The 22,450-nt window shown below is 38.7% G+C and carries 17 protein-coding genes and 5 pseudogenes; 11 read left to right on the top strand and 11 right to left on the bottom strand.

The annotated features are described in order from the left end of the window. Positions 1 to 62: 62 nt before the first annotated feature. Entirely contained in the window at positions 63 to 341 is a 279-nt protein-coding gene (locus tag QE177_RS14940; RefSeq protein WP_280552522.1) for a helix-turn-helix transcriptional regulator, read from the top strand. Positions 342 to 694: 353 nt separating this feature from the next. Here QE177_RS14940 and QE177_RS14945 read toward each other — a convergent pair. The 5 genes and pseudogenes from QE177_RS14945 to QE177_RS14965 all read right to left on the bottom strand — a co-directional run. Continuing rightward, a pseudogene (locus QE177_RS14945) lies at positions 695 to 916 on the bottom strand (DDE-type integrase/transposase/recombinase); the annotation flags it as partial. A gap of 92 nt (positions 917 to 1,008) precedes the next feature. Beyond that, a pseudogene (locus tag QE177_RS14950) lies at positions 1,009 to 1,713 on the bottom strand (IS6 family transposase); the annotation flags it as partial. A gap of 39 nt (positions 1,714 to 1,752) precedes the next feature. Further along, a complete protein-coding gene (locus tag QE177_RS14955; protein WP_280552524.1) occupies positions 1,753 to 2,382 on the bottom strand; it encodes a Tn3 family transposase in 630 nt (209 codons plus the stop codon). After that, entirely contained in the window at positions 2,336 to 2,788 is a 453-nt protein-coding gene (locus tag QE177_RS14960; protein WP_348519935.1) for a Tn3 family transposase, read from the bottom strand. The genes QE177_RS14955 and QE177_RS14960 overlap by 47 nt, the downstream gene beginning before the upstream one ends. Further along, positions 2,733 to 4,637 carry a DUF4158 domain-containing protein gene (locus QE177_RS14965; protein WP_280552528.1) on the bottom strand — a complete coding sequence of 635 codons (1,905 nt, stop codon included), beginning with the start codon at positions 4,635 to 4,637 and terminating at the stop codon, positions 2,733 to 2,735. The genes QE177_RS14960 and QE177_RS14965 overlap by 56 nt, the downstream gene beginning before the upstream one ends. A gap of 162 nt (positions 4,638 to 4,799) precedes the next feature. On the opposite strand from QE177_RS14965, the gene QE177_RS14970 reads away from it, so the two are divergent. From QE177_RS14970 to QE177_RS14980, 3 genes are all read left to right on the top strand, one after another. Further along, positions 4,800 to 5,363 carry a recombinase family protein gene (locus QE177_RS14970; RefSeq protein WP_280552377.1) on the top strand — a complete coding sequence of 188 codons (564 nt, stop codon included), beginning with the start codon at positions 4,800 to 4,802 and terminating at the stop codon, positions 5,361 to 5,363. A gap of 419 nt (positions 5,364 to 5,782) precedes the next feature. Continuing rightward, complete coding sequence (locus tag QE177_RS14975; RefSeq protein ID WP_280552530.1) at positions 5,783 to 7,822, top strand: N-6 DNA methylase; 2,040 nt, start codon at positions 5,783 to 5,785, stop codon at positions 7,820 to 7,822. Then, positions 7,819 to 8,982, top strand: coding sequence for a restriction endonuclease subunit S (locus QE177_RS14980; protein ID WP_280552577.1), 1,164 nt, complete (start codon positions 7,819 to 7,821; stop codon positions 8,980 to 8,982). Before QE177_RS14975 ends, QE177_RS14980 begins: the two co-directional genes overlap by 4 nt. Positions 8,983 to 9,244: 262 nt before the next feature. Here QE177_RS14980 and QE177_RS14985 read toward each other — a convergent pair. Further along, positions 9,245 to 9,872 (bottom strand): annotated as a pseudogene (locus QE177_RS14985) (recombinase family protein). Positions 9,873 to 10,039: 167 nt separating this feature from the next. Between QE177_RS14985 and QE177_RS14990 the strand changes: the two are divergent. Further along, a complete protein-coding gene (locus QE177_RS14990; protein ID WP_280552532.1) occupies positions 10,040 to 13,027 on the top strand; it encodes a Tn3 family transposase in 2,988 nt (995 codons plus the stop codon). A 193-nt stretch (positions 13,028 to 13,220) separates the two neighbouring features. On the opposite strand, the gene QE177_RS14995 is transcribed toward QE177_RS14990, so the two are convergent. Next, complete coding sequence (locus QE177_RS14995; RefSeq protein ID WP_280552534.1) at positions 13,221 to 13,802, bottom strand: VOC family protein; 582 nt, start codon at positions 13,800 to 13,802, stop codon at positions 13,221 to 13,223. Positions 13,803 to 14,855: 1,053 nt separating this feature from the next. Here QE177_RS14995 and QE177_RS15000 point away from each other — a divergent pair. Beyond that, on the top strand, positions 14,856 to 15,251 hold the full coding sequence (locus QE177_RS15000) for a hypothetical protein (RefSeq protein WP_280552536.1): 396 nt from the start codon (positions 14,856 to 14,858) through the stop codon (positions 15,249 to 15,251). A 444-nt stretch (positions 15,252 to 15,695) separates the two neighbouring features. On the opposite strand, the gene QE177_RS15005 is transcribed toward QE177_RS15000, so the two are convergent. Beyond that, positions 15,696 to 16,661, bottom strand: coding sequence for an Rpn family recombination-promoting nuclease/putative transposase (locus tag QE177_RS15005; protein WP_280552580.1), 966 nt, complete (start codon positions 16,659 to 16,661; stop codon positions 15,696 to 15,698). A gap of 148 nt (positions 16,662 to 16,809) precedes the next feature. Here QE177_RS15005 and QE177_RS15010 point away from each other — a divergent pair, with 148 nt between their 5' ends. The 5 genes and pseudogenes from QE177_RS15010 to QE177_RS15030 form a co-directional block, all read left to right on the top strand. After that, entirely contained in the window at positions 16,810 to 17,325 is a 516-nt protein-coding gene (locus QE177_RS15010; protein WP_280552312.1) for a J domain-containing protein, read from the top strand. Between the two features lie 53 nt (positions 17,326 to 17,378). Further along, complete coding sequence (locus tag QE177_RS15015; protein ID WP_280552313.1) at positions 17,379 to 17,933, top strand: hypothetical protein; 555 nt, start codon at positions 17,379 to 17,381, stop codon at positions 17,931 to 17,933. A gap of 304 nt (positions 17,934 to 18,237) precedes the next feature. Continuing rightward, complete coding sequence (locus QE177_RS15020; RefSeq protein WP_280552314.1) at positions 18,238 to 18,552, top strand: hypothetical protein; 315 nt, start codon at positions 18,238 to 18,240, stop codon at positions 18,550 to 18,552. Further along, positions 18,545 to 18,784, top strand: a complete 240-nt coding sequence (locus QE177_RS15025; protein ID WP_280552538.1) for an XRE family transcriptional regulator — start codon at positions 18,545 to 18,547, stop codon at positions 18,782 to 18,784. Before QE177_RS15020 ends, QE177_RS15025 begins: the two co-directional genes overlap by 8 nt. Positions 18,785 to 18,954: 170 nt before the next feature. Beyond that, a pseudogene (locus tag QE177_RS15030) lies at positions 18,955 to 19,695 on the top strand (helix-turn-helix domain-containing protein); the annotation flags it as partial. A 54-nt stretch (positions 19,696 to 19,749) separates the two neighbouring features. Here the strand turns inward: QE177_RS15030 and QE177_RS15035 are convergent. From QE177_RS15035 to QE177_RS15045, 3 genes and pseudogenes are all read right to left on the bottom strand, one after another. After that, positions 19,750 to 20,574, bottom strand: a complete 825-nt coding sequence (locus QE177_RS15035; protein ID WP_280552540.1) for a hypothetical protein — start codon at positions 20,572 to 20,574, stop codon at positions 19,750 to 19,752. A 162-nt stretch (positions 20,575 to 20,736) separates the two neighbouring features. Beyond that, positions 20,737 to 21,071: pseudogene (locus QE177_RS15040) on the bottom strand (hypothetical protein). A 74-nt stretch (positions 21,072 to 21,145) separates the two neighbouring features. After that, positions 21,146 to 22,315 carry a heparan-alpha-glucosaminide N-acetyltransferase domain-containing protein gene (locus QE177_RS15045; RefSeq protein ID WP_280552543.1) on the bottom strand — a complete coding sequence of 390 codons (1,170 nt, stop codon included), beginning with the start codon at positions 22,313 to 22,315 and terminating at the stop codon, positions 21,146 to 21,148. Positions 22,316 to 22,450: the final 135 nt, after the last annotated feature.

The raw sequence follows: 22,450 nt of genomic DNA on the forward strand, positions 1-22,450 counted from the left end.
GAGTTAGTACCGGTCTGCTAACCCTGTCTGGATCGTCGCCATATTTAAAAGAGGTGATAGACATGGTTGAGACTAAAAAAGATTGGACTAGAAAAGAAATTATTTCTGCATTGCATAAAAATGGTACAACTTTAGCGGCACTTTCCCGTGAGTATGGTTATAAATCAACTACACTATGTAGTGTTTTTTTTAATCTTTTTACAAAAGGTGAAATGATTATTGCAAATCGTTTAGGGGTCACTCCATCAGAAATTTGGCCAAGCCGTTATTTTGACAGAAAGGGCAATCTAATTAAACGTAGATATAAAAACAAACAAAGATACCCGTCCAGAAATAAATAATTATCTTTCTCAATAAATTACCTATACCTAAAACTTCCTGTATCGCTTTCAGTGCGCTTTTATTTTTTTGTAACTAAAAGGCCTAGTCTTAATTAAGAAAGCGTCATGTAACTGTATATAGTAGGTTTTACGTCTATATTTGAGTAAGTATTTATTATTAAAACTCTCACCGCTCGCCACAGTGAGTGACCGACTAAAAGGAGCGAACGAACGAGGAAGCGGAAGATCATCAAGTCTGAGAAATGCACACGTTCACAATTTTGTTAATTGGTAAAAGATAAATAAATTAAGTTTAAAAAAGGGTTCTGTCGCATTAATGGAGAGTGATTAAATTTATGCAGGAGGCAAGGTTTTTAGGTAACTAAAGCATAAAAGGCATCTACTGGACGGATAACTTGTCCATTGATAGGGATTTGTTGTTTATGGAGCATATGCAATGTTTCTATTCCTTCCAGTAAAACTTTTGCCGTTCGGTACGTCTTAAAGCCAAGCATCGCTCGATAGCGTTTTTTAATGAAACGGTGATCTTGCTCTACTATGTTGTTTTTATAGCGACATTGTCTTATTTTTATTCCTGGCTCACACTGATTGGGGTCCGCTTGGAAAACGGAAAATAGGCACTGTTGCAAAGATCGTGATGCGGTAGCCTTATTTGTTGGTGAAGGTCTTACGTTTCAAAGACTCTACTCACCAGACACATCTCACCCAAAGGATGGCCGAAGTAAAACGACTCTGCCTGACCTTTACGCAGCGCCCGCATCACTTCAATCCCTTTTATTGTGGCATAAGCCGTCTTCATCGATTTAAAACCCAGCGTGGCACTGATTATCCGCTTCAGTTTGCCATGATCGCATTCGATAACGTTATTCCGGTACTTAATCTGTCGGTGCTCAAGGTCAGACGGACATTGACCTTCACGTTTAAGCCGGGTGAGCGCACGAGCGTATGTCGGAGACTTGTCTGTATTGATAACACGTGGGATCTGCCCCTGTTTTACGTTGTTTAAAATTTTACCCAGAAACCGGTATGCCGCTTTGCTGTTACGCCGTGGTGAAAGGTAAAAATCCAGAGTACGCCCTCTGTTGTCCACGGCGCGATACAGATAAGCCCACCGGCCATTCACCTTTACATAAGTTTCATCAATGTGCCACGGGCAGAGAGAGGAAGGGTTCCGCCAGTACCAGCGCAGCCGTTTTTCCATTTCAGGCGCATAACGCTGGACCCAGCGATAGAGGGTGGTGTGGTCGACATGCACACCGCGTTCGGCCAGCATCTCCTGTAATTCACGATAACTGATGCCGTATTTGCAGTACCAGCGTACTGCCCACAGGATGATGTCGCGGGTAAAGTGTCGGCCTTTAAAAACGGGTAGTTTGCGGGAAAGTGCAGGGAACTACGTTAAGAGTTTTGCTTACCACGCATAGAAACCCGTCAAGATGATATGCTCCCAGCCAAGAGGGGATAGATGCGCCAGTTTCTCCGGTGCTATCTCGATACCTTGCCTTTGCATAGCTTGAATGATTCGTCCTAAATGCTTGGTGTTCCAGTAGATTATTATGGCTGCGAGCAAATTAAGATGCATCATGCGTAGATGCTGGTTTTCAGAGAAGCGATCTGTAATTTCTCCCCGCCGATTGAAGCTAAGCGCTCGTTTTAACGCATGATGAGCCTCTCCTTTGTTTAGACCCATTTGGGTTCGACGTTGCATAGCCATGGAACTGACCCACTTTAGGATAAATATTGTGCGTTCAATCCGTCCGATTTCTCTCAAGGCAATAGCTAATTCGTTTTGGCGTGGGAAAGAAGCGAGCTGCCGCAAGATATCACTCGGAACAACTTTATGCGTCATAACACTGGCAATAAGACGAATAATATCCGGCCATTGCTTTTCAATTCGTGTGATATTGGCTCTAGCAGAGATAAGTTCTTTCATTGCTTTGGGTACAGAAACTCCATCCATACCAGAGAGTTTTAGAGACGAGATATTACGCAACTTAGGTGAAAACTGGTATCCAAGCAAAGCACACATAGCAAAAGACATGATCTGTAAATCCTCCGGTATCTGCATAATGCTCTTTTATACGTTTCCCCGCATCATTCATCGTAAGCCCATCAAGAATATAAGGCGCTTCATGGGCTGTTGCTGGAATAGTTTTCAGCGCAAATGGTCCATATTGATCAGAGACATGTGTATAGGCTTTAATACCAGGGACAAGGCCATACTTGGCATTGACAACGTTCATCGCTTCTCCAGAGCCACCGCTTATCATAAACTGGCCGTCTGAAGATGAGCTTGTGCCATCACCCCATGCGCTCGCCAAAGGAAGGTCTTTATGCTTCTCGATGACAACAGCTAGAGCATCTGTCATAGTCTCACTTGTCACATGCCAGTTAGAGATGCGCATCAGTGACCAAGGTGATATGTTGGATGAGTTGCATGAGGCCATTTTTCTTTAGCCCCATATTGATGCCGCCTGCTAGCAAGACATTAAGCAAACCAATTTCATCTGCACACGGTGAACCACTATGGATGTGAGTGAAACTGTCTGTCAGTCCAATATCTTCATTGACCTCACGTAAAATCTCTGTAATCGAAACGTCTGGCATTTGTTTGTATAGCTCCATTGAGAACTGATCCATGCCTTCTGGTATCTGGCGGTCAAGGCGATTGACTCGTATTTTTCCGTTCTCAATTCCGCTATTGGGTAAACTGTTATGGCGTATCATTTGGTTTACCTGTTTGATTTGTTGTGCCAATAACTCTTGGCGGCTTTTAATCCATGTTTGCGGCTCTAGAGGAATGGGTAGCGATAAGGTCTGTTTGGCTGTTTCAAGAGAAAGTAGTTGCTGACGAGTATCTTGGTAAGTACCAGAATCTGATACCCAAAGATCACGAGAGCGAAGGTTATCACGAATAGCAAAGAGAACTGCCGTTTCCCAAAGCTTTCTCTCTGGTGATTGACTTAAGCGTTTACGCCATTTTGCATTAGCGAATTCAATAGGCAAAATGAAATTTACTTGCCCTCTAGTATTCGCTTGATTCAGCTTCTTCAATAAAGATATGGCATCTAATAATGGCTGAGTCGCCTCATTACCTTCAAAAGTAATATCTTCAAGCAGACGTTGCGTATAGCGCCTGAATCTACCATATCCCCGCAGCACATATTCTATAGGGTCATTACCTAATCTTTGCGATAGCTCTGTTGCTGTTAGTATGAGGGAGTGCAGTTCGTGTGCATCAGTTATCACCTCAGGTACAGAAAGATTTTTTGCATGGCCCTTCAAAAGCTGTTTTCCTAAAGTAACAAAAGATTTAAGGGTTTTGTTGGCAACAGACTTCTGTTCAGCGAGTTGATCGTCCAGATGACGCTTACAATCGTTGTAAGTTTTGCCAACAATTCGGTCGTGGGTTACCAGTGCAGCATCTGTTATCATTGCCTGCCACTCTATTGTACAGATAGCCAATATAGCTAACCTTCTAGATTCATTAATTTCCCGTAATCCATCTGCATAATAGGACTCACCTTGCTGCCTCAGCCAAACAACGCGATGTGACGGGATCCCTTGCAAAATAGACTTAGGAATGTTCAATGCTTTCAAGTATTCCAGCTTATCAAGCAAGCGGTTCACATCAGCTGAATTGTGACCAGCTTCAAATCGTTTCAACCAACCATAGATGGTAAGTCGGCCATCGACAGTGTCCTTGAGTAAGCCATGCAGACTTTCCTTCATCTTATCATCAAGACGTTCCATGACTTTAGCGACGATAGTGCGTTCTCCAGCGACTCGTGCATCAGCACACAATCGCTCAATCACCGTAACGCCGGGAAGAATGATCTTATATTTGCGGCATTGCTTAACGAACAACTCGGCTAGCTCGGCATTACTCCTTGTTTCTATCGCAGTCTCTGTAAGCCAGTTTATAAATGATTTTTCATCAGAATCCTGAAAAGTACGAAATCCATAAGAACGTTGTAAAGAAGATGAGTGTTCATATCTGGTCTCAGTACGCAAACCATATTCTATGAGCTCATTCTGATCTAGGCCTAACTGCTGAGCTATAAATCTTAATGTTTCTTGCGGAATAAACTCTTTCTTTTGCAGTAACCTTCCAGGATAACGAAAGGCACAAAGCTGTAGAGCATAGCCGAGTTTATTGGCTGCTTTACGTTTTTTGTTAACACGCAAAATATCTTCATCGCTTAGAATATAGTATTGCAGCAATGTAGGTTCATCCTTTGGTAATTCTAGTAAGTCTTGACGCTGCCTTTCAGTCAGGATAGTGCGATGTGACAAAGGGAAATCTCCGGATAAGATGAGTGCAAAAAGTATACTTCTTGCACGGATGCCCCAATATAATGAAAATGAGTGGTACAATCCAAAAAAACAGCGCAAAAACTTTAGCAATAAACAACGTGCGTAAACCTAAATGATTTATTCTTTTTGCACTTATTACCTATGACACAATTAATTGGATATGCTCGCGTAAGTTCAACTTCACAAAATCTAGATGCACAAATTGACCAATTAGAGCAAGCCGGATGTGAAAAGGTTTTTACCGACAAAATAAATGGCACAAAGAAAGACCGGCCTGGTTGGCAAGATATGATCCATTACATCCGTACTGGTGACATACTGGTTATCACAGAGTTAAGCCGGATGTCGCGGTCACTCTCACATTTGCTTGAAATCGTCGATGAATTAAAAGACAGGCAAGTTGAACTAAAATCGCTCCGCGAAAATATAGATACCTCAACAGCAACAGGACGGGCATTCCTTTCCATTATGGGTGCTATTTCTCAAATGGAGCTAGAGATAAAGGCTGAACGCGCGGAAGCAGGAAGAGTAGCAGCAAAAGCCAGAGGGAAATCAGGTGGTCGACCTAAAACTGATCCAGATAAGCTGGAGCAGGCTCGCATACTTTATCAAAATTCTGAAAAGTCGGCTCGTGAGGTCTGTGAGCTATTTGGTTTCTCAAGAAGAACGTTATTTAGCTACATGAAAGAGCATAAAATGCCTTAACGTAGTTCCCTGCACTTTCCCGCAAACTACCCGTATGACTGCGATTTTGGGGGTAAAATTGGGTTTTTCTTCTTAAGGGTTAATTCAGAAAACGGAATTTAAACTCCCTAAATTGTGTTCTAAGCTGATTTATTTGTTTTTAGTAATTATTAGAGAAATAGTAGATTTTAGGATGTTACATTGCTTTAATTAACATAATTATTGCCATGACCATTTTTATGGTGATGGCTGCCTGTATTGCTTCTCTCACGTATTTTATTGATAGCGATTAATGACCGGATTGCAGCAATGCTGGTGATGGGGGCAGAGTATACCAATAAAAAAGGTGAACAGTTTTATCAGATAAAGTTGGTAAAATAAAAAACAGTTAAAAATCAGTGTAATACATTAAACAATAAAAATAGAATAAGAGAAGTAACATGGCTAAATTACAATCAGTTGAACCCAATATTGCTGACATGGCTAATGGCTGGCTTAAATCTTACCATTTGGACTATAAGTTAGAGCAAAACCCCTTAAATACTGAAATAGATAAAGCGCTTAATGATTATTTTTCAAAAAATGGCGGGGTGGGTGGTAATCGACCTGATGTAAAGCTCATAAAGGAAGATAAACAAGGTAATGTTTATCCCATTTTAATTGAGTATAAGGGGTATAAAGATAAGCTGGTAAAACTTAATGCCGACGGTATAGTTGATAATCAAACCGCTAAAAATCAACCTAACTTTAAAAATATCAATAATTATGCGGTTAATGGCGCAGTTCATTACGCTAATGCCTTGCTTCACCATACTAGTTATACCGATATTATCGCGATAGGGATGACCGGTTTTATTGATGAAACAGGAACGTTACAACACGAAATCGGCGTTTACTATGTATCAAAAAGTAATTTAGGTGCGGGGCAAAAAGTTGCTGAGTATTCAGATTTATCGTTTTTAGCGGAAAAAAACTTTGATGCGTTCATTGCACAAGTTAATGCGTTACAGTTGTCCCCCGAAGAACTGGGTAATCTTAAAAGTCAAAAAGAAAGAGAAATCGATGCCTGTTTAGTTAAGTTAAATAATGACATTTATCAAAATGAAAAAGGGTTGGGTGAAAATGACCGCGTTTATTTGGTGGCGGCATCGATTATTGCGACGATTGGTATTCCTGGGAAAGTTAAACCGTTAGAAAAAAGTGAATTAAAATCATCAACCGAAGTTGGGTATACGGATGGTGAGATCATTATTAATAAAATCAAGTCGTTCTTACATTATAAAGAATTGCCTAAGACTAAAAAGTCATTAATTATTCGAACGCTACAAAATACACTCACCACCGAAAATATTAATAAAGTGATTAATGGTGAAAGCCAGTTAAAGCGGGTATTTACAAAAATTGTTGATGACTTGGGAATTTATTACAAAATCGGCCTCACCACGGATTTTACCGGTAAGTTGTTTAATGAAATGTATAGCTGGCTAGGATTTACACAAGATAAACTCAATGATGTCGTTTTAACGCCTTCTTATGTTGCCACTTTATTAGTTAAACTTGCTCGAGTGAATAAGGATTCTTATGTTTGGGATTTCGCAACCGGCTCAGCTGGATTGCTGGTTGCTGCCATGAATGAAATGCTGATAGATGCAAAAAATAGCATTACCTCACCGGAAGAATTGAGAAGTAAAGAAGTGCGCATTAAAGCTGAGCAACTTTTGGGGTTAGAGTTGTTATCCAGTGTCTATATGTTGGCTATCTTAAATATGATTTTAATGGGTGATGGTAGCTCTAATATTTTAAATAAAAACTCACTTACCGATTTTGATGGTAAATACGGCTTTGGTAAAACAGACAAAATCTTTCCAGCGAATGCCTTTGTTCTGAATCCACCTTATTCAGCCAAAAGTAACGGGATGGTTTTTGTTGAAAAAGCACTTTCCATGATGAACAGTGGCTATGCCGCGATTATTATTCAGGGTTCAGCGGGCTCAGGAAAAGCAAAAGATATAAATAAAAAAATCCTTAAAAAACACACACTGATTGCCAGCATTAAAATGCCTATTGACCTGTTTATTGGTAAATCCAGTGTTCAAACCTATATCTATGTATTTAAGGTGAACGAAGCTCATCACAAGGACGAAATGGTCAAATTTATCGATTTTTCCAATGATGGCTATACCCGCACCAACCGCAAAAAAGCCAGCAATAACCTTAAAGATACCGATCGCGCTAAAGCTCGTTACCAGGAAATTGTTGATTTAGTCCGTTTTGGTAAAAGTAAGCTGAATATATTGACTGAACAAGAATATTTTGAAAACACCATTAATCCTGATAATGGGGCGGACTGGAATCAGTCAATACCTGTAGATACTAAGCCAACTCTAGCAGATTTCAAAAAAACGGTAGATGATTATCTTGCTTGGGAAGTATCTAACTTACTTAAAAAACAAGGTGGAGATAACGGCTTGGGAAAATAACTTCCTCACTTAACAATAAATTAAATAGAGTTAAGTGGGGGGAGTTTAAAGTTGGTGATTTATTTGAAATAAACACCGGATCATTACTTTCTAGTAGCGAATTAGTGAAAGGGAGTATACCTAGAATCTCAGCAAAGTCTTATAATAATGGTATTTTAGGATATTTTGGAACTGAAAATATATCAGCCGCAAGACACTTTGAAAATTTTATCAGTGTCAACTTTTTTGGTGCTGATGGGGGGATTTTTTATCATCCGTATAAAGCCAGCGTGGAGATGAAAGTCCATATATTAAAAATACCAAATATAGAATTTAATTATGCTTCAGGTGTTTTTATATGTTCAGCTTTAAAAAATGTATTAGTTGGATTTGATTATGGAACGCAACTCTCAAGTTCAAAACTAAAAAAGTCAGACTTCAAAATTAAACTTCCCACTAAAAACGGAGAAATAGACTTTGATTTTATGGATAAATTTATAGCGGAGCTTGAGGTAGAGCGTATAGCGGAGCTTGAGGCAGAGCGTATAGCAGAGCTTAAGGCATATTTAACTGCGGCTGAACTGGAAGATTACGAACTTACATTCAAAGAGCGAAAGGTTTTAGGTGAGTTTGAAAACAACAAATTTTTATGGAGTAATTATAATCTTAAGTCGCTATTTGGAGCATCAACTCGAGGTAAGCGTTTAAAAAATGCAGATAGGTTATCTGGTAATTTACCGTTTGTGACTGCGGGTGAAGCTAATGAAGGCATTTCTGCATTTATTTGTAATGATGTGACAGTATTTTCTGCAAATACAACCACAATAGACATGTTTGGTTCCGCAAAATATAGAAATTATGAATATGGAGCAGATGATCATATAGCTGTTGTTCATACTGAAAAATTACCCAAGCAGGCAGCTATTTTTATAACAACGTCAATTCATAAATCTTCTTATACTGAAAAGTTTGATTACGGAAGGAATTTTTATGCAAAAGATGCGGATGAATTAATGATTTCACTACCATCAAAAAATAATAATCCAGACTTTTCATTAATGGAAATTTTAATTTCAGCAATTCAAAAGTTAGTTATTAAAGATGTTATCCAGTATGCAGATAAAAAAATATCTGCGTATGAAAAAGTCGTTAAATCACGCGGGGTGAAGAACTTCATGTAAAACGATTTTTTAGTAGGAAACCTATTCTGTTTGACATAAAGGTGCTACAACATGTTAGCACCTTTATGTTAAATAAAGGACAATTTTAAAAAATTATGTTTTTATGTCCTTAAGGAGCATTTGCCCTCTACCTAAATCGATACCCTTCAACGCGTTAAAGGGAACAGTCGTCTTTGTTCAGAATTAACAATATTAAAACTGTGCTAACCGCTAACAGGGGTCAGTTTGGATATCGAAAATTATTGTACGTTAAGGCTACTTTTTAATCAGACTCAACGTCTTTATAGAAGGCCTGAATGCGACAAACCTGGGAAGTACTGTAGCCTGTCGCGTCTGCTGAGTTTTTTTACCTGCCGGTAGTACATCACTTTCTGATGCCGTTCCCGATCTGCCTGCTTTCCCCGGTATCTACCCAACGTATGTGCCCGTTCAATTCCCTGTTTTTGTCGCTGGAGGCGACTCTGCCAGTCCTTATGTGACATTGCAGCCATCAGGTCGATTAGCATGTTATTGATAGCAGTTATTACTGCGCGGGTGATCGGGTCAACCTGCGAAGAATCTTTATCTGACAGCGACTGCCATGATGTGGGCACATCAAGACTAATAATCCGCAGCTCGTGTTGTTCTATCTGCTTTTTCAGCGTCATCCAGTCGCTGTTGCTCAGACGGGTCAGACGGTCTATCTGTTCGACCAGCAAGATATCATTGTGGTGACTGTCCATCAGTAAGCGTCCCAGCTCCGGGCGGTCAAGTTTTGTGCCGCTGATATTCTCCCGGTAGTAGCTGGCGATTTTATGTCCCCGTTCCTGGACGAACTGCTCCAACATCTCTTTTGCCCGATCGGCGAACTGATCTTTCGTCGATGCTCTTAAATAAGCTCTGATAAACATTTTTTTACCACATTATCGCATTTAGATTATTGCATTTATTCTATCGCATTTAGGTTATTTCATTAGTGGAGTGTCGTCACGTTTTGGTTATAGCGCTAGGGTGTACCCTTATGCGATAAGCATTTTTGTTAAAAATACCGCACCGAATAATTTATGAGGGAAACTATATGGCACGGAGGCTAATTCTTTCTCTGTCGGAAAGAGAATCATTACTGGCATTACCGGACAATGAGTTAACGCTGACACGAATGGCGTATTTCAGTGAGCAGGATCTGGCATTTATTAATGCTCACCGTAAACCTGCCAGCCGTTTTGGTTTTGCTGTTCTTCTTTGCTATCTGAAAAATGTAGGCTTTGCCCCGGATAAAAAATCGTCTCCACCCTCGGAATTTCTCAAAATTATCGGCTCCCGACTTAAACTGTCAGCAGAACTCTGGCAGGAATATATTTCCGGCCGTGATACAACCCGGCGCGAGCATCTGGGGGAACTGTATCGATATCTGGAACTGAAGACCTTTAATGGGGCACTTCAGAAAGAATGCATCCAGCATCTTCTCCCTCTGTCTACCAGGACTGATCGGGGCATACTTATCGCAGAGGAACTGCTGAAGTATCTGCATCAACAGCGAATTATCATTCCTGGTGTTGATGTTGTGGAGCGTACCTGTGCTGAAGCAATGACACTGGGTGATAAAGCGGTTTATGCCACGTTGAATGCGCATCTTGGCATCTCGCATAAATCAGCGCTTGATACACTACTGGTGACAACTGAAAAACACATCTCCCGTTTAACGTGGTTGCTTCAGCCTCCGGGAAAGATCAATGGAAAGAATGTACTGCAACATATAGACCGCCTTAACGCCATTGAAGCACTGGCGCTACCGGAAGGTGTGGAGAGAACCGTTCACCAGAACCGGTTGCTGAAACTCGCGCGTGAAGGCCGCAAAATGAGCAGTCGCGATCTGGCTGATTTTGCCCCTGCGCGTCGGTATGCAACGATGGTCTGTGTACTGACTGAGGCCAGAGCTACAATCATTGATGAAATTATAGAACTGCATGAACGTATACTGGATAGCATGTTCAGCCGGGCAAAACGTCAGCAGGCTGAACGCCTTCAGAAAACGGGCAAGCTGATACAGCAGAAATTACGTCAGTATGTTTCCGTTGGTCAGGTTATCCTGGATGCACGCAATGCAGGCAAAGATCCACTGTCTGCTGTTGAACGGATATTGCCGTGGGAAGATTTCGCCGCCAGCCTGGAGGAAACCCGGCTTCTTGCACGCAAGGATAATTTCGAGCCGCTTCACCTTATTACCGAAAAATGCAGCACGCTGCGTAAATATTCTTCCCGGTTGTTATCAGCCCTGCAGCTGAGGGCCACTCCGGCCGCCTTACCGCTTAATGATGCCCTTGATACTATCCGTGCGATGTACCGTAAACAGCTAAGGAAAGTTCCTCCATCGGCACCGCTGGATTTCATTCCAGAGAGCTGGAAAAAGATGGTGATCACTCCCTCTGGTATTGATCGGCAATACTATGAAATTTGTGCAATGAACGAGCTGAAGGGGGCACTGCGGGCGGGTGATATCTGGGTCCGGGGCTCCCGGCGCTACAAAAACTTCGATGACTATCTTATGCCGGGCGGCGATTTCGAAAAGTTATTAAATAATAACCAGTTAAATTTACCTGTTGAAACAGAATGCGGGGCTTATCTTAAGGCGAGGCTGACGCTCCTGGCCTCCCGTCTGGAGGAAGTTAACGCAATGGCCGCAACTGGAGATCTTCCCGATGTGGATATTTCAGATAAAGGTGTAAAGATTACTCCGCTGGATAACAGCGTTCCTTCGACAGTCTCACCACTGGCTGACCTGATTTACAACATGCTGCCGCACCCCAAAATTACAGAAATACTGGATGAAGTTGAGCGATGGACAGCCTTCACGCGACACTTCACTCATCTTAAGAACCCGCTAACCCGTCCACAGGATAACCGTTTGCTGCTTACCACCATCCTGGCAGACGGTATCAATCTGGGGCTGACCAAAATGGCAGAGTCCTGTCCGGGAACCACGCGGGCTTCGCTGGAAAACATACAGGCATGGTACATCCGTGATGAAACGTACTCTGCTGCACTGGCGGAACTGGTTAATGCCCAGAAGTCACGTCCGCTGGCGGTTTTATGGGGAGACGGTTCAACCTCATCTTCTGACGGCCAGAATTTTCGGGTTGGCAGCCATGGCCGCTATGCGGGTCAGGTCAATCTGAAGTACGGTCAGGAGCCGGGGGTACAGTTTTATACGCACATCTCTGACCAGTACAGCCCATTTTACACCAAAGTAATTAGTCGGGTGCGTGACTCCACCCACGTACTTGATGGCCTGCTATATCACGAAAGTGATCTTGAAATAACGGAGCATTACACCGATACGGCAGGTTTCACGGAACATGTTTTCGCACTGATGCATCTGCTGGGGTTTGCTTTTGCACCAAGGATCCGGGATCTTCATGACAAGCGGTTATTTATTCAGGGGAAGGTTGATAAATATCCTGCTCTACAGTCAATTATTTCCACTACTCCACTGAATATCAAAGAGATAGAAATACACTGGAATGAAATTCTGAGGCTGGCGATCTCAATAAAGCAGGGAACGGTGACAGCTTCTCTGATGCTGAAAAAACTGGCGAGCTACCCAAAACAGAATGGGCTTGCTAAGGCGCTGAGGGAAATCGGTCGAATTGAGCGAACACTGTTTATGTTGGACTGGTTTCGCGATCCTTCACTGCGTCGCAGAGTTCAGGCGGGTCTGAACAAAGGGGAAGCCCGGAATGCCCTTGCCAGAGCCGTTTTCATGCATCGGCTGGGCGAAATAAGGGATCGTGGTCTGGAAAACCAGAGCTACCGCGCCAGTGGGCTTACGCTGCTTACCGCCGCGATCACATTGTGGAATACCGTATATATGGAAAACGCTATTAATTTACTGAAAAAGAATGGGCTACATATCAATGATCAGTTGCTGTCACACGTGTCTCCGCTGGGCTGGAAGCACATTAATCTGACAGGGGACTATATCTGGCGAAACAATAAGAAGCTGGCTGAAGGGAAGTATCGTCCTTTGAGGCCTGTTGATGTCAGTCAGTACAAAAAATCATCTTAACGTACAATATTTTCCGTTTCCCAAACGGAGCCCAAATAGGACGCCGGTTTTACTAAATAAAAAAACCAAACTGATGCCAGATATACAACGCATCAGAGCTAATCATGACATAGTTATTAATAAATCAGGACAAAGCGATATATTACCAAATATCGCTTTTTACATAATAAAATAAAAAATTTACGTTAAAAAGTTATTCACCTATATCAGAATGCCCCTGCTCAAACTCCCACTGAATGCCATATTTATCAATAAAATAAAAATATCTTATTTTACCGACTATATCACATACACTCTTTTTAGATGTTTGATTATTTTCCGCTTCATTGTCAATAAATTGAAATTCAGCTGGTGTAATATCATCAATTTTATATGGCCTATATTCTTCATGATCAGTAATTAATTTTGTATCAGGTATATTTTTAATATGGTAAAAAGCATCATCAATATTATCTACCTTCAGACAAATATGTCCTATATCTCCCATATCATTACTGAATTTTTCTGAAATATCTTTTTCTTTTCCTATTGGTGAATGATATTGCATAAGTTCGATATAGATTGAAGTATGAAGAATTTTTAAAAATGAAATTGTGACATCAACTTTCTCAGGGAATTGCATAAATCCAGCTGATTTAGCAAAGCCAATATTTTTAAAATGGGGAAATATTTGCACTTGTTTAGCTGAAAAAAGCTTTTTATAGTATTCAACTGCTGATGGCAAATCATCCACAACAACATTAATATGGCCTAAACCAACAACTTTAAAGATCATACTTTCTCCTTAGAAAAAATATCTAAATACCATGGTATAGATAGAAATGAATATCTGATGAGTTATAATATTTGTTAAAATCACATTAGTAATATTGAGATTAAAGTGGTCAAAAGCGAGCTAAAAATTTAGAGTCAGTATAATTAGATGAAAGCACCAAGTCACGCTTCTAATTCTTAAAAGCAATCTATGTATTCTCTTTAAAGAGATATTATTTTAACTTATTGATATTTTTTATATGATAGGTTCTAAAATTTATTAGAAAATAAAAATTTTTATTTTAATCACAATTATAGTTTATAAAAAATATTTTAAAAATATGATATAAATACGTTTAAATAACAACTAACATAAATAAACATACTTATATTTTAAATGAATAAATTAAATAATAATTTTAAATTTATCAATTTTTACTAGTCTAAATGTTACAATATTGGAGGTTTTTTCAGGAAGATGAAAAATGAAAATAATACAACTTACTGATTTACACCTTTTGGCTGATAAAAAAAACTACTAAATATTATAACTTACTATTTCGTTGAAAAAATTATTGCTCATATTCATACCCACAAGAAAGATTAAGATGCACTCATGTCATAGGAATATCTCTTAAGATGAAGCGATAGTATCATAAGAATTAGTTAAAATTTTTAAAACAGCATACGTTTTAGAATAACAGAAAAAATTTCCTTATTAAATAATATAAATATTTGTTAGAGTTTAAGTGGTAATTTATAAAAATTAATAATTAATTTTTATAAAAATATTATTTTAATTAAAGCACTAACACTATTAATATCATTATCAATACTCACATTATAAAATAGTTATTTAATGGATAAAGTATAATAAGTTAATATAAATTAAACTTAATAGTTAATAAATTAAAAAATAATCAAAATATATATAATTATTATTATCTAAAAAAATGAACTAATGATACTCCTAACTTTTTTATACATTAAAAAATAATTAAATTAAAAACGAAAATAGAAATTTTTCTATTTTTAAAATAAATAATTTTTTGATTTAAATTTATGAGGTAATAATATGAACGACAACAAACAGTACGGTGAAAAATTCTCTATTTACTTTAAATTTATTGACGGTATTTTTAAAAAGAATGATGTATTCGAAGCAAATGTAACTGATTCTACTGGTAAGTTAACGAAATTTAAATCAATTTTTACAGATAAACCTGAATATAAAAAATTAGAAATTCCTGATTCAGCTGGAACTATAATATTAGATCTCGTTATACTAAGAACAGATAACGCAGAACAGATAGCAAAAGGAAAAGTTACTATTAAATACGATGATATTTTGGAAGAGCTTACAGTTACCCCTCTAAAACTTAATGAAGAGAAAAGAGGTGTTTTGATATCTCTAAAAAAAGATGAAAAAGCAAATACCTATTTTACTTTTGAGATCAATCGTAGTAATTAAGGTTCTTTTACAGGGTAGCCGCGTTAAGACAAGTTAGACAGTAATAAGTAAAAAAATAATTATTTAAGCAATTAAAAAATAAAGTAAGTTTTTACCTTATATCAGTAAGACACCATAGATCCCTTTTTAAAAACAAAAGTAACATACAAAATTCATGTCGTTATCTATGTCTGCCCGTTTTATTGAGCAGAAGATAGCGACTTCAAAAGTGGGCATCTTCGTCGCGGACGAGTAGGCGAAGCCGTACCTGCAACAAAATCAAGCGGTGGGTAACAACGCTCTGGAGTGATTGGCTCGATGCTAATCAGTACAGACAGGCGTTTATTTCATGCGAATAGGAATTGATTATTGAAAATAACTTTTTGATGAACAAGGAATACGCTATTTCTTCTAAGAAACAGTTCTGTGGCATGTTAGACTTAATTTCTCGCGTTCGATCATACTTTAATCTTTAAACAGGTTTCTTAATTCAGACTCTGACAATCCAGTAAATTTCATCACTGACAGCCTGTTCATACCACTTTCGAGCATCTGCTTTGCTATCTCAAGTTGTGCTTCAAGCTTGCCTTTTTGCATCCCTTCTTGAATGCCTTCAAGTTTACCTTCAAGTTTACCTTTTTGAATTCCTTTAAGAATACCTTTTTGTTCGCCTTCTCGACGTAACTGTTCTGCAATAGTCATTACAACCTCTCGATAATCATCCGCTTTTTCCGCAATCTGATGCAAAAACTGTTTTGCATCCGAAGTATTCCCCCGCTCAACAATATAATACATTAATCCTTTAAACAACTCTGGTTGTATTACATACTGATTCAATAAACCTGCTATCTCCTGACTAAATTCTAGCATATCACGTGCTCGGATATGTTTCATCACTAACTCCATCAGCGCAACACGTCGATGCTTTATGATTTCCTCGTCAGGAATGGCTGTAACGTCAACCAGAGGGAATGCTTGCATATAGACAGATTTTGCCAGTTCTGGATCAGCAAAGCAATCGAGCCATTGGGTACTGTAAGGATAAGGTGAAGTTTTACCTTGATAAAACAGTAGCGGTATCACGACCGGCAAGGTTTTATTACCTTGCTCAAGATGCTGATGCATTGCCGCCACACTATATCTTAACAACCTGAAAGCCATCAATTTTTCTGGCCGGCTTTGATGTTCTATAAGCGTGTAAATATACCCTTTTCCCGCTGTTGTTTGCACAGAATAGAGCATATCAGAGCATTGACTACGCAGATCGGGTTCAATAAAACTACCGGACTCCATTGCTAACGTACTAAAATCACACAATTTGCGAATATTTTCAGGCAAATGGATTTCCAGGAAATCCTTTGCAATCGCAATATCGCCAAGGAATTTTTTAAACAAGCTATCATGATGGGAAAGTGTTTTTTTCATCGCCACAGTATAACCTTGAGGGATAACTCCTGCCATAATTTTTATAGCAAAAAACAAAAATAAACACTTGCCATTACTGACCATAGTCAGTCTAATATCTAGAAGGTAAGGGATCCCCCATTACCCACCATAGCCCCAACGGGCAGGAGAAAAAATGAACATACAAGAAGCATTAAATGTATTTAATCTATCAGGTGAACTAACTGAAAAAGATATCAAGACCACTTATAAAAAACTCGCATTAAAATATCATCCAGATCGTAATCCTTTAGGCACTGAATTGATGAAAGCGGTTAATACCGCCTTTGATTTTCTGATGGCTAACATTGAAAAAATTAATCAGTTTCAAAGTACAGATAACAATGCTCGTTACAATTACGGTGAAGAACTTGAAAATGTACTAACAATACTTTCCGGTTTGCCTGGAGCGATATTTGAAGTCATCGGTAACTGGGTATGGATCAGCGGCGAAACCCTAGAACATAAAGAAAAATTAAAAGAAATTGGCTGCAAGTGGGCAGCAAAAAAGAAACAATGGTTCTATCGTCCAGAAGAACATAAAAGTCGTTTTAACCGTAAAGAACATACAATGGACGAGATCCGCGAAATGTATGGAACAGATGGCCGCCGAAAAGCAAAAGGCTGGTATCGCGTAGAAGCCAAGGCATAACCATCAAAAGCGGGGCGGAAGCCCCTTAAATATCCATACTTGGAAGAAAAAACATGAGTAATAAAACATTTAAATCTCAATATTCATCGCTTTTTGAACGTGTATGTATTTTCTTGGGAAACGGCTGGCGCATTGATAAGCTAGAACAAAATTGCGCTCACCGTTTGAAACTAACAAGCGCTAACTATCGTCATTACGCTATCTTTGCCAGATTAGAAAACAACAGAATAATACTCACTGGTAGTATTGACTACTATTACTATAGATATGCAAAATCGTCACAATGTACTGTATCACCCATGCGTAGTGCTACAGCTATTGCAAAAGATATTAATCGAAAAATATTAATAACGGCCATCAATGAAATAAAAAAAGCTAATGATTATCATCAAGAAAAACAACAGGATGATGAACATCGGCAAATTGTAAAAGGCATGCTAAGGCGTTTGGTAAAGCTGACGCCATGTTGGAACACGATGACTGGTTTTAACACATCGAATGGTATAGATGGAACTATAAGAGAAAGCTACAAGGGATATGGGGTTCAATTTAATGGTCTGACAACCGAACAACTCATCAAGTTAATTGGGTTTGTCTCTGTGCTATAAACAACCCTTATACAACTTAACCAGGCTGGCTACACTGAACAAAGCCAGTCAGGTACATCTGTTTTATTTTTAATGCCCTTAAGGGCATGGAAGGCGCAAAAAATTATTACAAGAGATTGATGAAACCAAATTGCGCCGATACGTGAACAAAGTGAACAACAAGACTAATATAACGCACAGGACACCACGTTAGCGCCCCTGCTAGACGCCTTTGAAGTATTATGACAATTAAGTATTTCAAACTATAACCACTATCGAAGCCGGTAAATTATTATAGGCTTTGATCTTTTAATAAAGGCAATCCATGATAAATAAAAATGTATTAAACACCTTATATGAAAGAAAGGGTATTGGAAATAGAACATTTAGCGTGACATGTACAAAAGAAAACCAAGATTATTCATTATGTTGTGAAAAAAAAATAAAAATCAGATCAAAAACCAAAATATCTGATCCTAAAAAGTCTACTAGTCGTAAAACGATTTTTAGTATTAGTATAAAAATAGATGACTTGAATGAAATTGATTATGATAGATTTTTTTCTTCATTACCTAATGAAGAAAAAGAAATTTTTCATAAACTTGTAATAAAAATTGCAGAAAAAATAAACCATGACTGATATTGCACTAACTGCTGAAACTGTAAAACGATTGCGAGTAAAAACGGGATTAACCCAAAAAGAGATAGCTAAGTTATTTGGCATATCACTGAATTACTGGCAACGAAAAGAGTTAAACCCAGATAGCGCACAACACCGTAAAATCTCCAAAAGTGAATATACCTTATTACTATTACTCGCCGGAGAGCATCCTGATTTTATACTTCAAAAACGTGTTCATTTGGAAAAATGACTCAGACTGAGACAAATATTCACTCTCTATGAGTATAACTTTAACTACAAGGTTAAAATTAAACCAACAAATGACTCAAACTGAGTCAAATAAAAGTAACATTATTAATTTATGAAAGTCTGGACTTCGGTTGACAATTAGTTTTTTCTAATTGTAGCCTGAGGTCAGATATTATGAATATTAAAGCTAAACGAGATATTGCGCACAAAACAAAGATCTTAAATCATGCTCGTGAGAGCAAAAACGTTGCTAAAACTTGTCGCCATTTTGGGATAAGTAGAGAGACCTATTACACATGGAAAAGAGCTTACGAACGAGAAGGCGAGAAAGGCTTAATCAACAATAAACCTTGCCCTGAAAATCCGACGAGAAGAGTTGCAAAACATATTGAAGGACTCGTTATTTACTTGCGTAAAACTTATCATTTTGGCCCCCAACGGATAGCTTGGTATCTTCTCCGGTTTCACAATATCAAAATATCACGCTCTGGCTGCTACTATGTCCTTCTAAGAAATAAGCTAAATCAACTCCCTCAAAATCAGCGAAGCCGCTCTAAGCCTTTATTTAAACGTTATCAATATACTGCAATAGATGATGCAACACGCATAAGGGCACTTAAAATTTATGAACGACATAATCAGGCGAATGCAATTGATTGTATTAATTATATTGTTGATAAATTTCCCTTTAGAATTAAAACTATTAGAACTGATAATGGTCACGAATTTCAATCAAAATTCAATTGGCATGTGCATGATTTAGGTATGGAGCATGTTTATATCAAGCCAGCTACACCCAGATTAAATGGGAAAGTAGAGCGCTCTCATCTCACCGATAAGCAGGAATTTTATCGGTTAATTGATTATAAAGATGATGTCGATTTACATGAAAAATTAGCAGAATGGGGGCGATGACAGTTATAAAAGACTTCCCATTCTGCTAATTTTTCATGCAAATAGCCACCATTATTGCATAATTGTTGATTCTTTATGAGGAAAAGACGGATCAGTCAGAAGAGGGCGGATTGTGCCAATCCAGTCCTCCAACGGTATTTTTTCCAGCTCCATCAATTCGTACAACGCTGTTCCAATACCTTGTGTCCTTACTTTGCTTGGGGTTACCTGATTGAAATAGAATGTATGCTGATCTTCTATTATCGCAAGACCTGAAACATCGAGCTCATAAATCTCTTGCAAAACAACTATTTGCTCGAATGTGGCATTGTTTTTGGTGAAGTCATGATTTATCAATGGAAGTATTGAGCGTATATTTTCAAATATAAAGGCTCGTAATATACATAACTGGCTGTACGTTAATCTGCTCGCAATTGCGACAATTCTGTTAGTCTGATCTTTTGATATATTCTTATTGAAGCAAAGGTTCGCAAACAGATAGCCTAGATAGATCGCTTTCTTTTCTTCATGGGAATTTTTTGACGCCATCAAACAACCTTCGAATACTTCCTCAGCAATGCTCCTTTCCTCATCAAAGAATCCGTCATCACGTGGCTTATGACCTTCCTCAAGCAATTCATTGATGCGGTCAATAGAGATGCGTGCTGATAAGCCAACTCTAATATCTTCCCTCTGAGATAAAGCCCGGCTTGCAACCTCAGTGATGATCTGTGAAATGATGACTCCTATCGCCCCACCTGCTGCTGCCGTCAAAGGGCCATTGGCTAAAAGTCCAACCCCTCCACCAACCGCTGCTCCCGTTATATCGGCCATTTTCTTAATACCGGTGAGCCATTTTGCTTTGCCCATCTCTACATCTCTATCCGTTAATGACATGTATCATCCCATCATAACGATGGGCGAGTATACGTGCCAACAAAAATTTAGGAATTAAACTGCCAGATACAACCACCTACTACCCAATAATTAAGGCACTGTTGCAAAAATCGTGATACGGTAGCCTTAATTTGTTGGTGAAAGCCTTACATTCCAAAGACTCTACTCGCCCAGAGGATGGCCAAAGTAAAATGACTTAGCCTGACCTTTACGCAGTACCCGCATCACTTCAATCCCTTTTATTGTGGCATAAGCTACCTTTATATACGTTTCGTCAATGTGCCACGGGCAAAGAGCGAAAGGATTACGCCAGTCCCACCGCAGCCGTTTTTCCATTTCAGGTGAATAACGCTCAACCCAGCGGTGTGGTCGACATGTACGCCGCGTTCGGCCAGCATCTCTTGCAGCTCACGATAACTAATGCCGTATTTGCAGTACCAGCGTACTGTCCATAGGATAATGTCGCGGGTAAAGTGTCGACCTTTAAAAACATTCATGTGGGGCACCATTGATTAATCATCAGGAAAGATTATCAGCAATACACACTGATCTTTGCAACAGTGCCAATAATTTATAGATATTTTAGCCAAATTAAATCCTTGCGGCGCGCTTTAAACTGGCTAAACAGCTTCACAAACGGATAAAAAAGTATCGCTAATATGATGGTCACTAACCAGATCATCGCAACATGATCAAAACCAAAATACTCACCTTGATTTGTTCCCCAAATAGCCATTGCGATCAAATAGAGAGATTTCAATATATAAAGATGCAAAATATAAAAAAACATCGGTACTGAACCATAGGTTACTAAGGGTTTTAACCATGGTAAATTTTGTTTTAGCTCAAGTAACCGAAGCAGTAGTAAGCCAATGCCCAGCGTCAACATAATGAATAATAAAGAGGGCGGATATTTGGTAATATTCAAAAAACTCATCACGGTATCCAGCCAAGAGCCCGCTAATATCCATGGTTTATCACCATAGATATTAATTGTTCTTAAACAAATAAAACCAACTAACAGGCCAACACCCCAGCAATTTAGTTTCTTTAATCGCTGTTGCTGATTACAACTTTCTGTAAACCATGAACCAGCCAAATAACCAAATATAATTAAACCGATCCATGGTAGTATTGGATAAGATGTACGCGCTTTGATACTGTCAGTAATCTCAATCCATCCTCTATCATGCAGTATTGCCCAAGGAATATGCATAAAATGATCGATTGGGAAATGCAATGTATCTAATAGATTATGACCCGCAATCAATAAAACCGTCAGCACTACCAGCAGCCATCTTGGTAACCAAAGTAAAATTGCTAAGGCAATCATCGAAAACCCAATCGCCCATATAACCTGCAGAAAAATTTTTGCCGGCGGTAATTGAAAAGTCCAAGCAAAATTGATTAACGTGAGTTCAAGGATGATAAGAAATAACCCGCGTTTAAATAAAAATTGACTAGTGGCTAACTGGGAATATGTTTTTTTACTTCCATACAAATAAGCCGATAAACCGGCCAAAAAAATAAAAACCGGCGCACAAAGATGAGCAGTAAATCGACTAAAAAAAAGTTCAGCCGGTGTTTCACCCGCTATCATTGGATCAGGGACCTGCATATGAAGGAAAAATGTTTCTCGCACATGATCTAATAACATTAAAAGCATGATAATGCCTCTTAATGCATCGATCGATAATAATCGATTACTAACGTTGGACGGGCGAGTTATAGCGCAATTCATAGTAATGAAAACTCCCTGAGTGGTCTAGTTAAAATAAAAAATGCTTCATTAGTGATAATTAGCAAAACAATTATGTTATAATATAACATTATACTATCGGGTTAATTAATAAAAAACAATAACTATGCATCCCTG

This window comes from Arsenophonus sp. aPb (assembly GCF_029873475.1).
Lineage (GTDB): Bacteria > Pseudomonadota > Gammaproteobacteria > Enterobacterales > Enterobacteriaceae > Arsenophonus.

Excerpts from the sequence above, each read along its gene's own strand:
- QE177_RS14940 (WP_280552522.1), top strand. The coding sequence starts at position 63 with ATGGTTGAGACTAAAAAAGATTGGACTAGAAAAGAAATTATTTCTGCA.
- QE177_RS14955 (WP_280552524.1), bottom strand. The coding sequence starts at position 2,382 with ATGTCTTTTGCTATGTGTGCTTTGCTTGGATACCAGTTTTCACCTAAG.
- QE177_RS14960 (WP_348519935.1), bottom strand. The coding sequence starts at position 2,788 with ATGGCCTCATGCAACTCATCCAACATATCACCTTGGTCACTGATGCGC.
- QE177_RS14970 (WP_280552377.1), top strand. The coding sequence starts at position 4,800 with ATGACACAATTAATTGGATATGCTCGCGTAAGTTCAACTTCACAAAAT.
- QE177_RS14975 (WP_280552530.1), top strand. The coding sequence starts at position 5,783 with ATGGCTAAATTACAATCAGTTGAACCCAATATTGCTGACATGGCTAAT.
- QE177_RS14990 (WP_280552532.1), top strand. The coding sequence starts at position 10,040 with ATGGCACGGAGGCTAATTCTTTCTCTGTCGGAAAGAGAATCATTACTG.
- QE177_RS14995 (WP_280552534.1), bottom strand. The coding sequence starts at position 13,802 with ATGATCTTTAAAGTTGTTGGTTTAGGCCATATTAATGTTGTTGTGGAT.
- QE177_RS15000 (WP_280552536.1), top strand. The coding sequence starts at position 14,856 with ATGAACGACAACAAACAGTACGGTGAAAAATTCTCTATTTACTTTAAA.
- QE177_RS15010 (WP_280552312.1), top strand. The coding sequence starts at position 16,810 with ATGAACATACAAGAAGCATTAAATGTATTTAATCTATCAGGTGAACTA.
- QE177_RS15015 (WP_280552313.1), top strand. The coding sequence starts at position 17,379 with ATGAGTAATAAAACATTTAAATCTCAATATTCATCGCTTTTTGAACGT.
- QE177_RS15020 (WP_280552314.1), top strand. The coding sequence starts at position 18,238 with ATGATAAATAAAAATGTATTAAACACCTTATATGAAAGAAAGGGTATT.
- QE177_RS15025 (WP_280552538.1), top strand. The coding sequence starts at position 18,545 with ATGACTGATATTGCACTAACTGCTGAAACTGTAAAACGATTGCGAGTA.
- QE177_RS15035 (WP_280552540.1), bottom strand. The coding sequence starts at position 20,574 with ATGTCATTAACGGATAGAGATGTAGAGATGGGCAAAGCAAAATGGCTC.
- QE177_RS15045 (WP_280552543.1), bottom strand. The coding sequence starts at position 22,315 with ATGAATTGCGCTATAACTCGCCCGTCCAACGTTAGTAATCGATTATTA.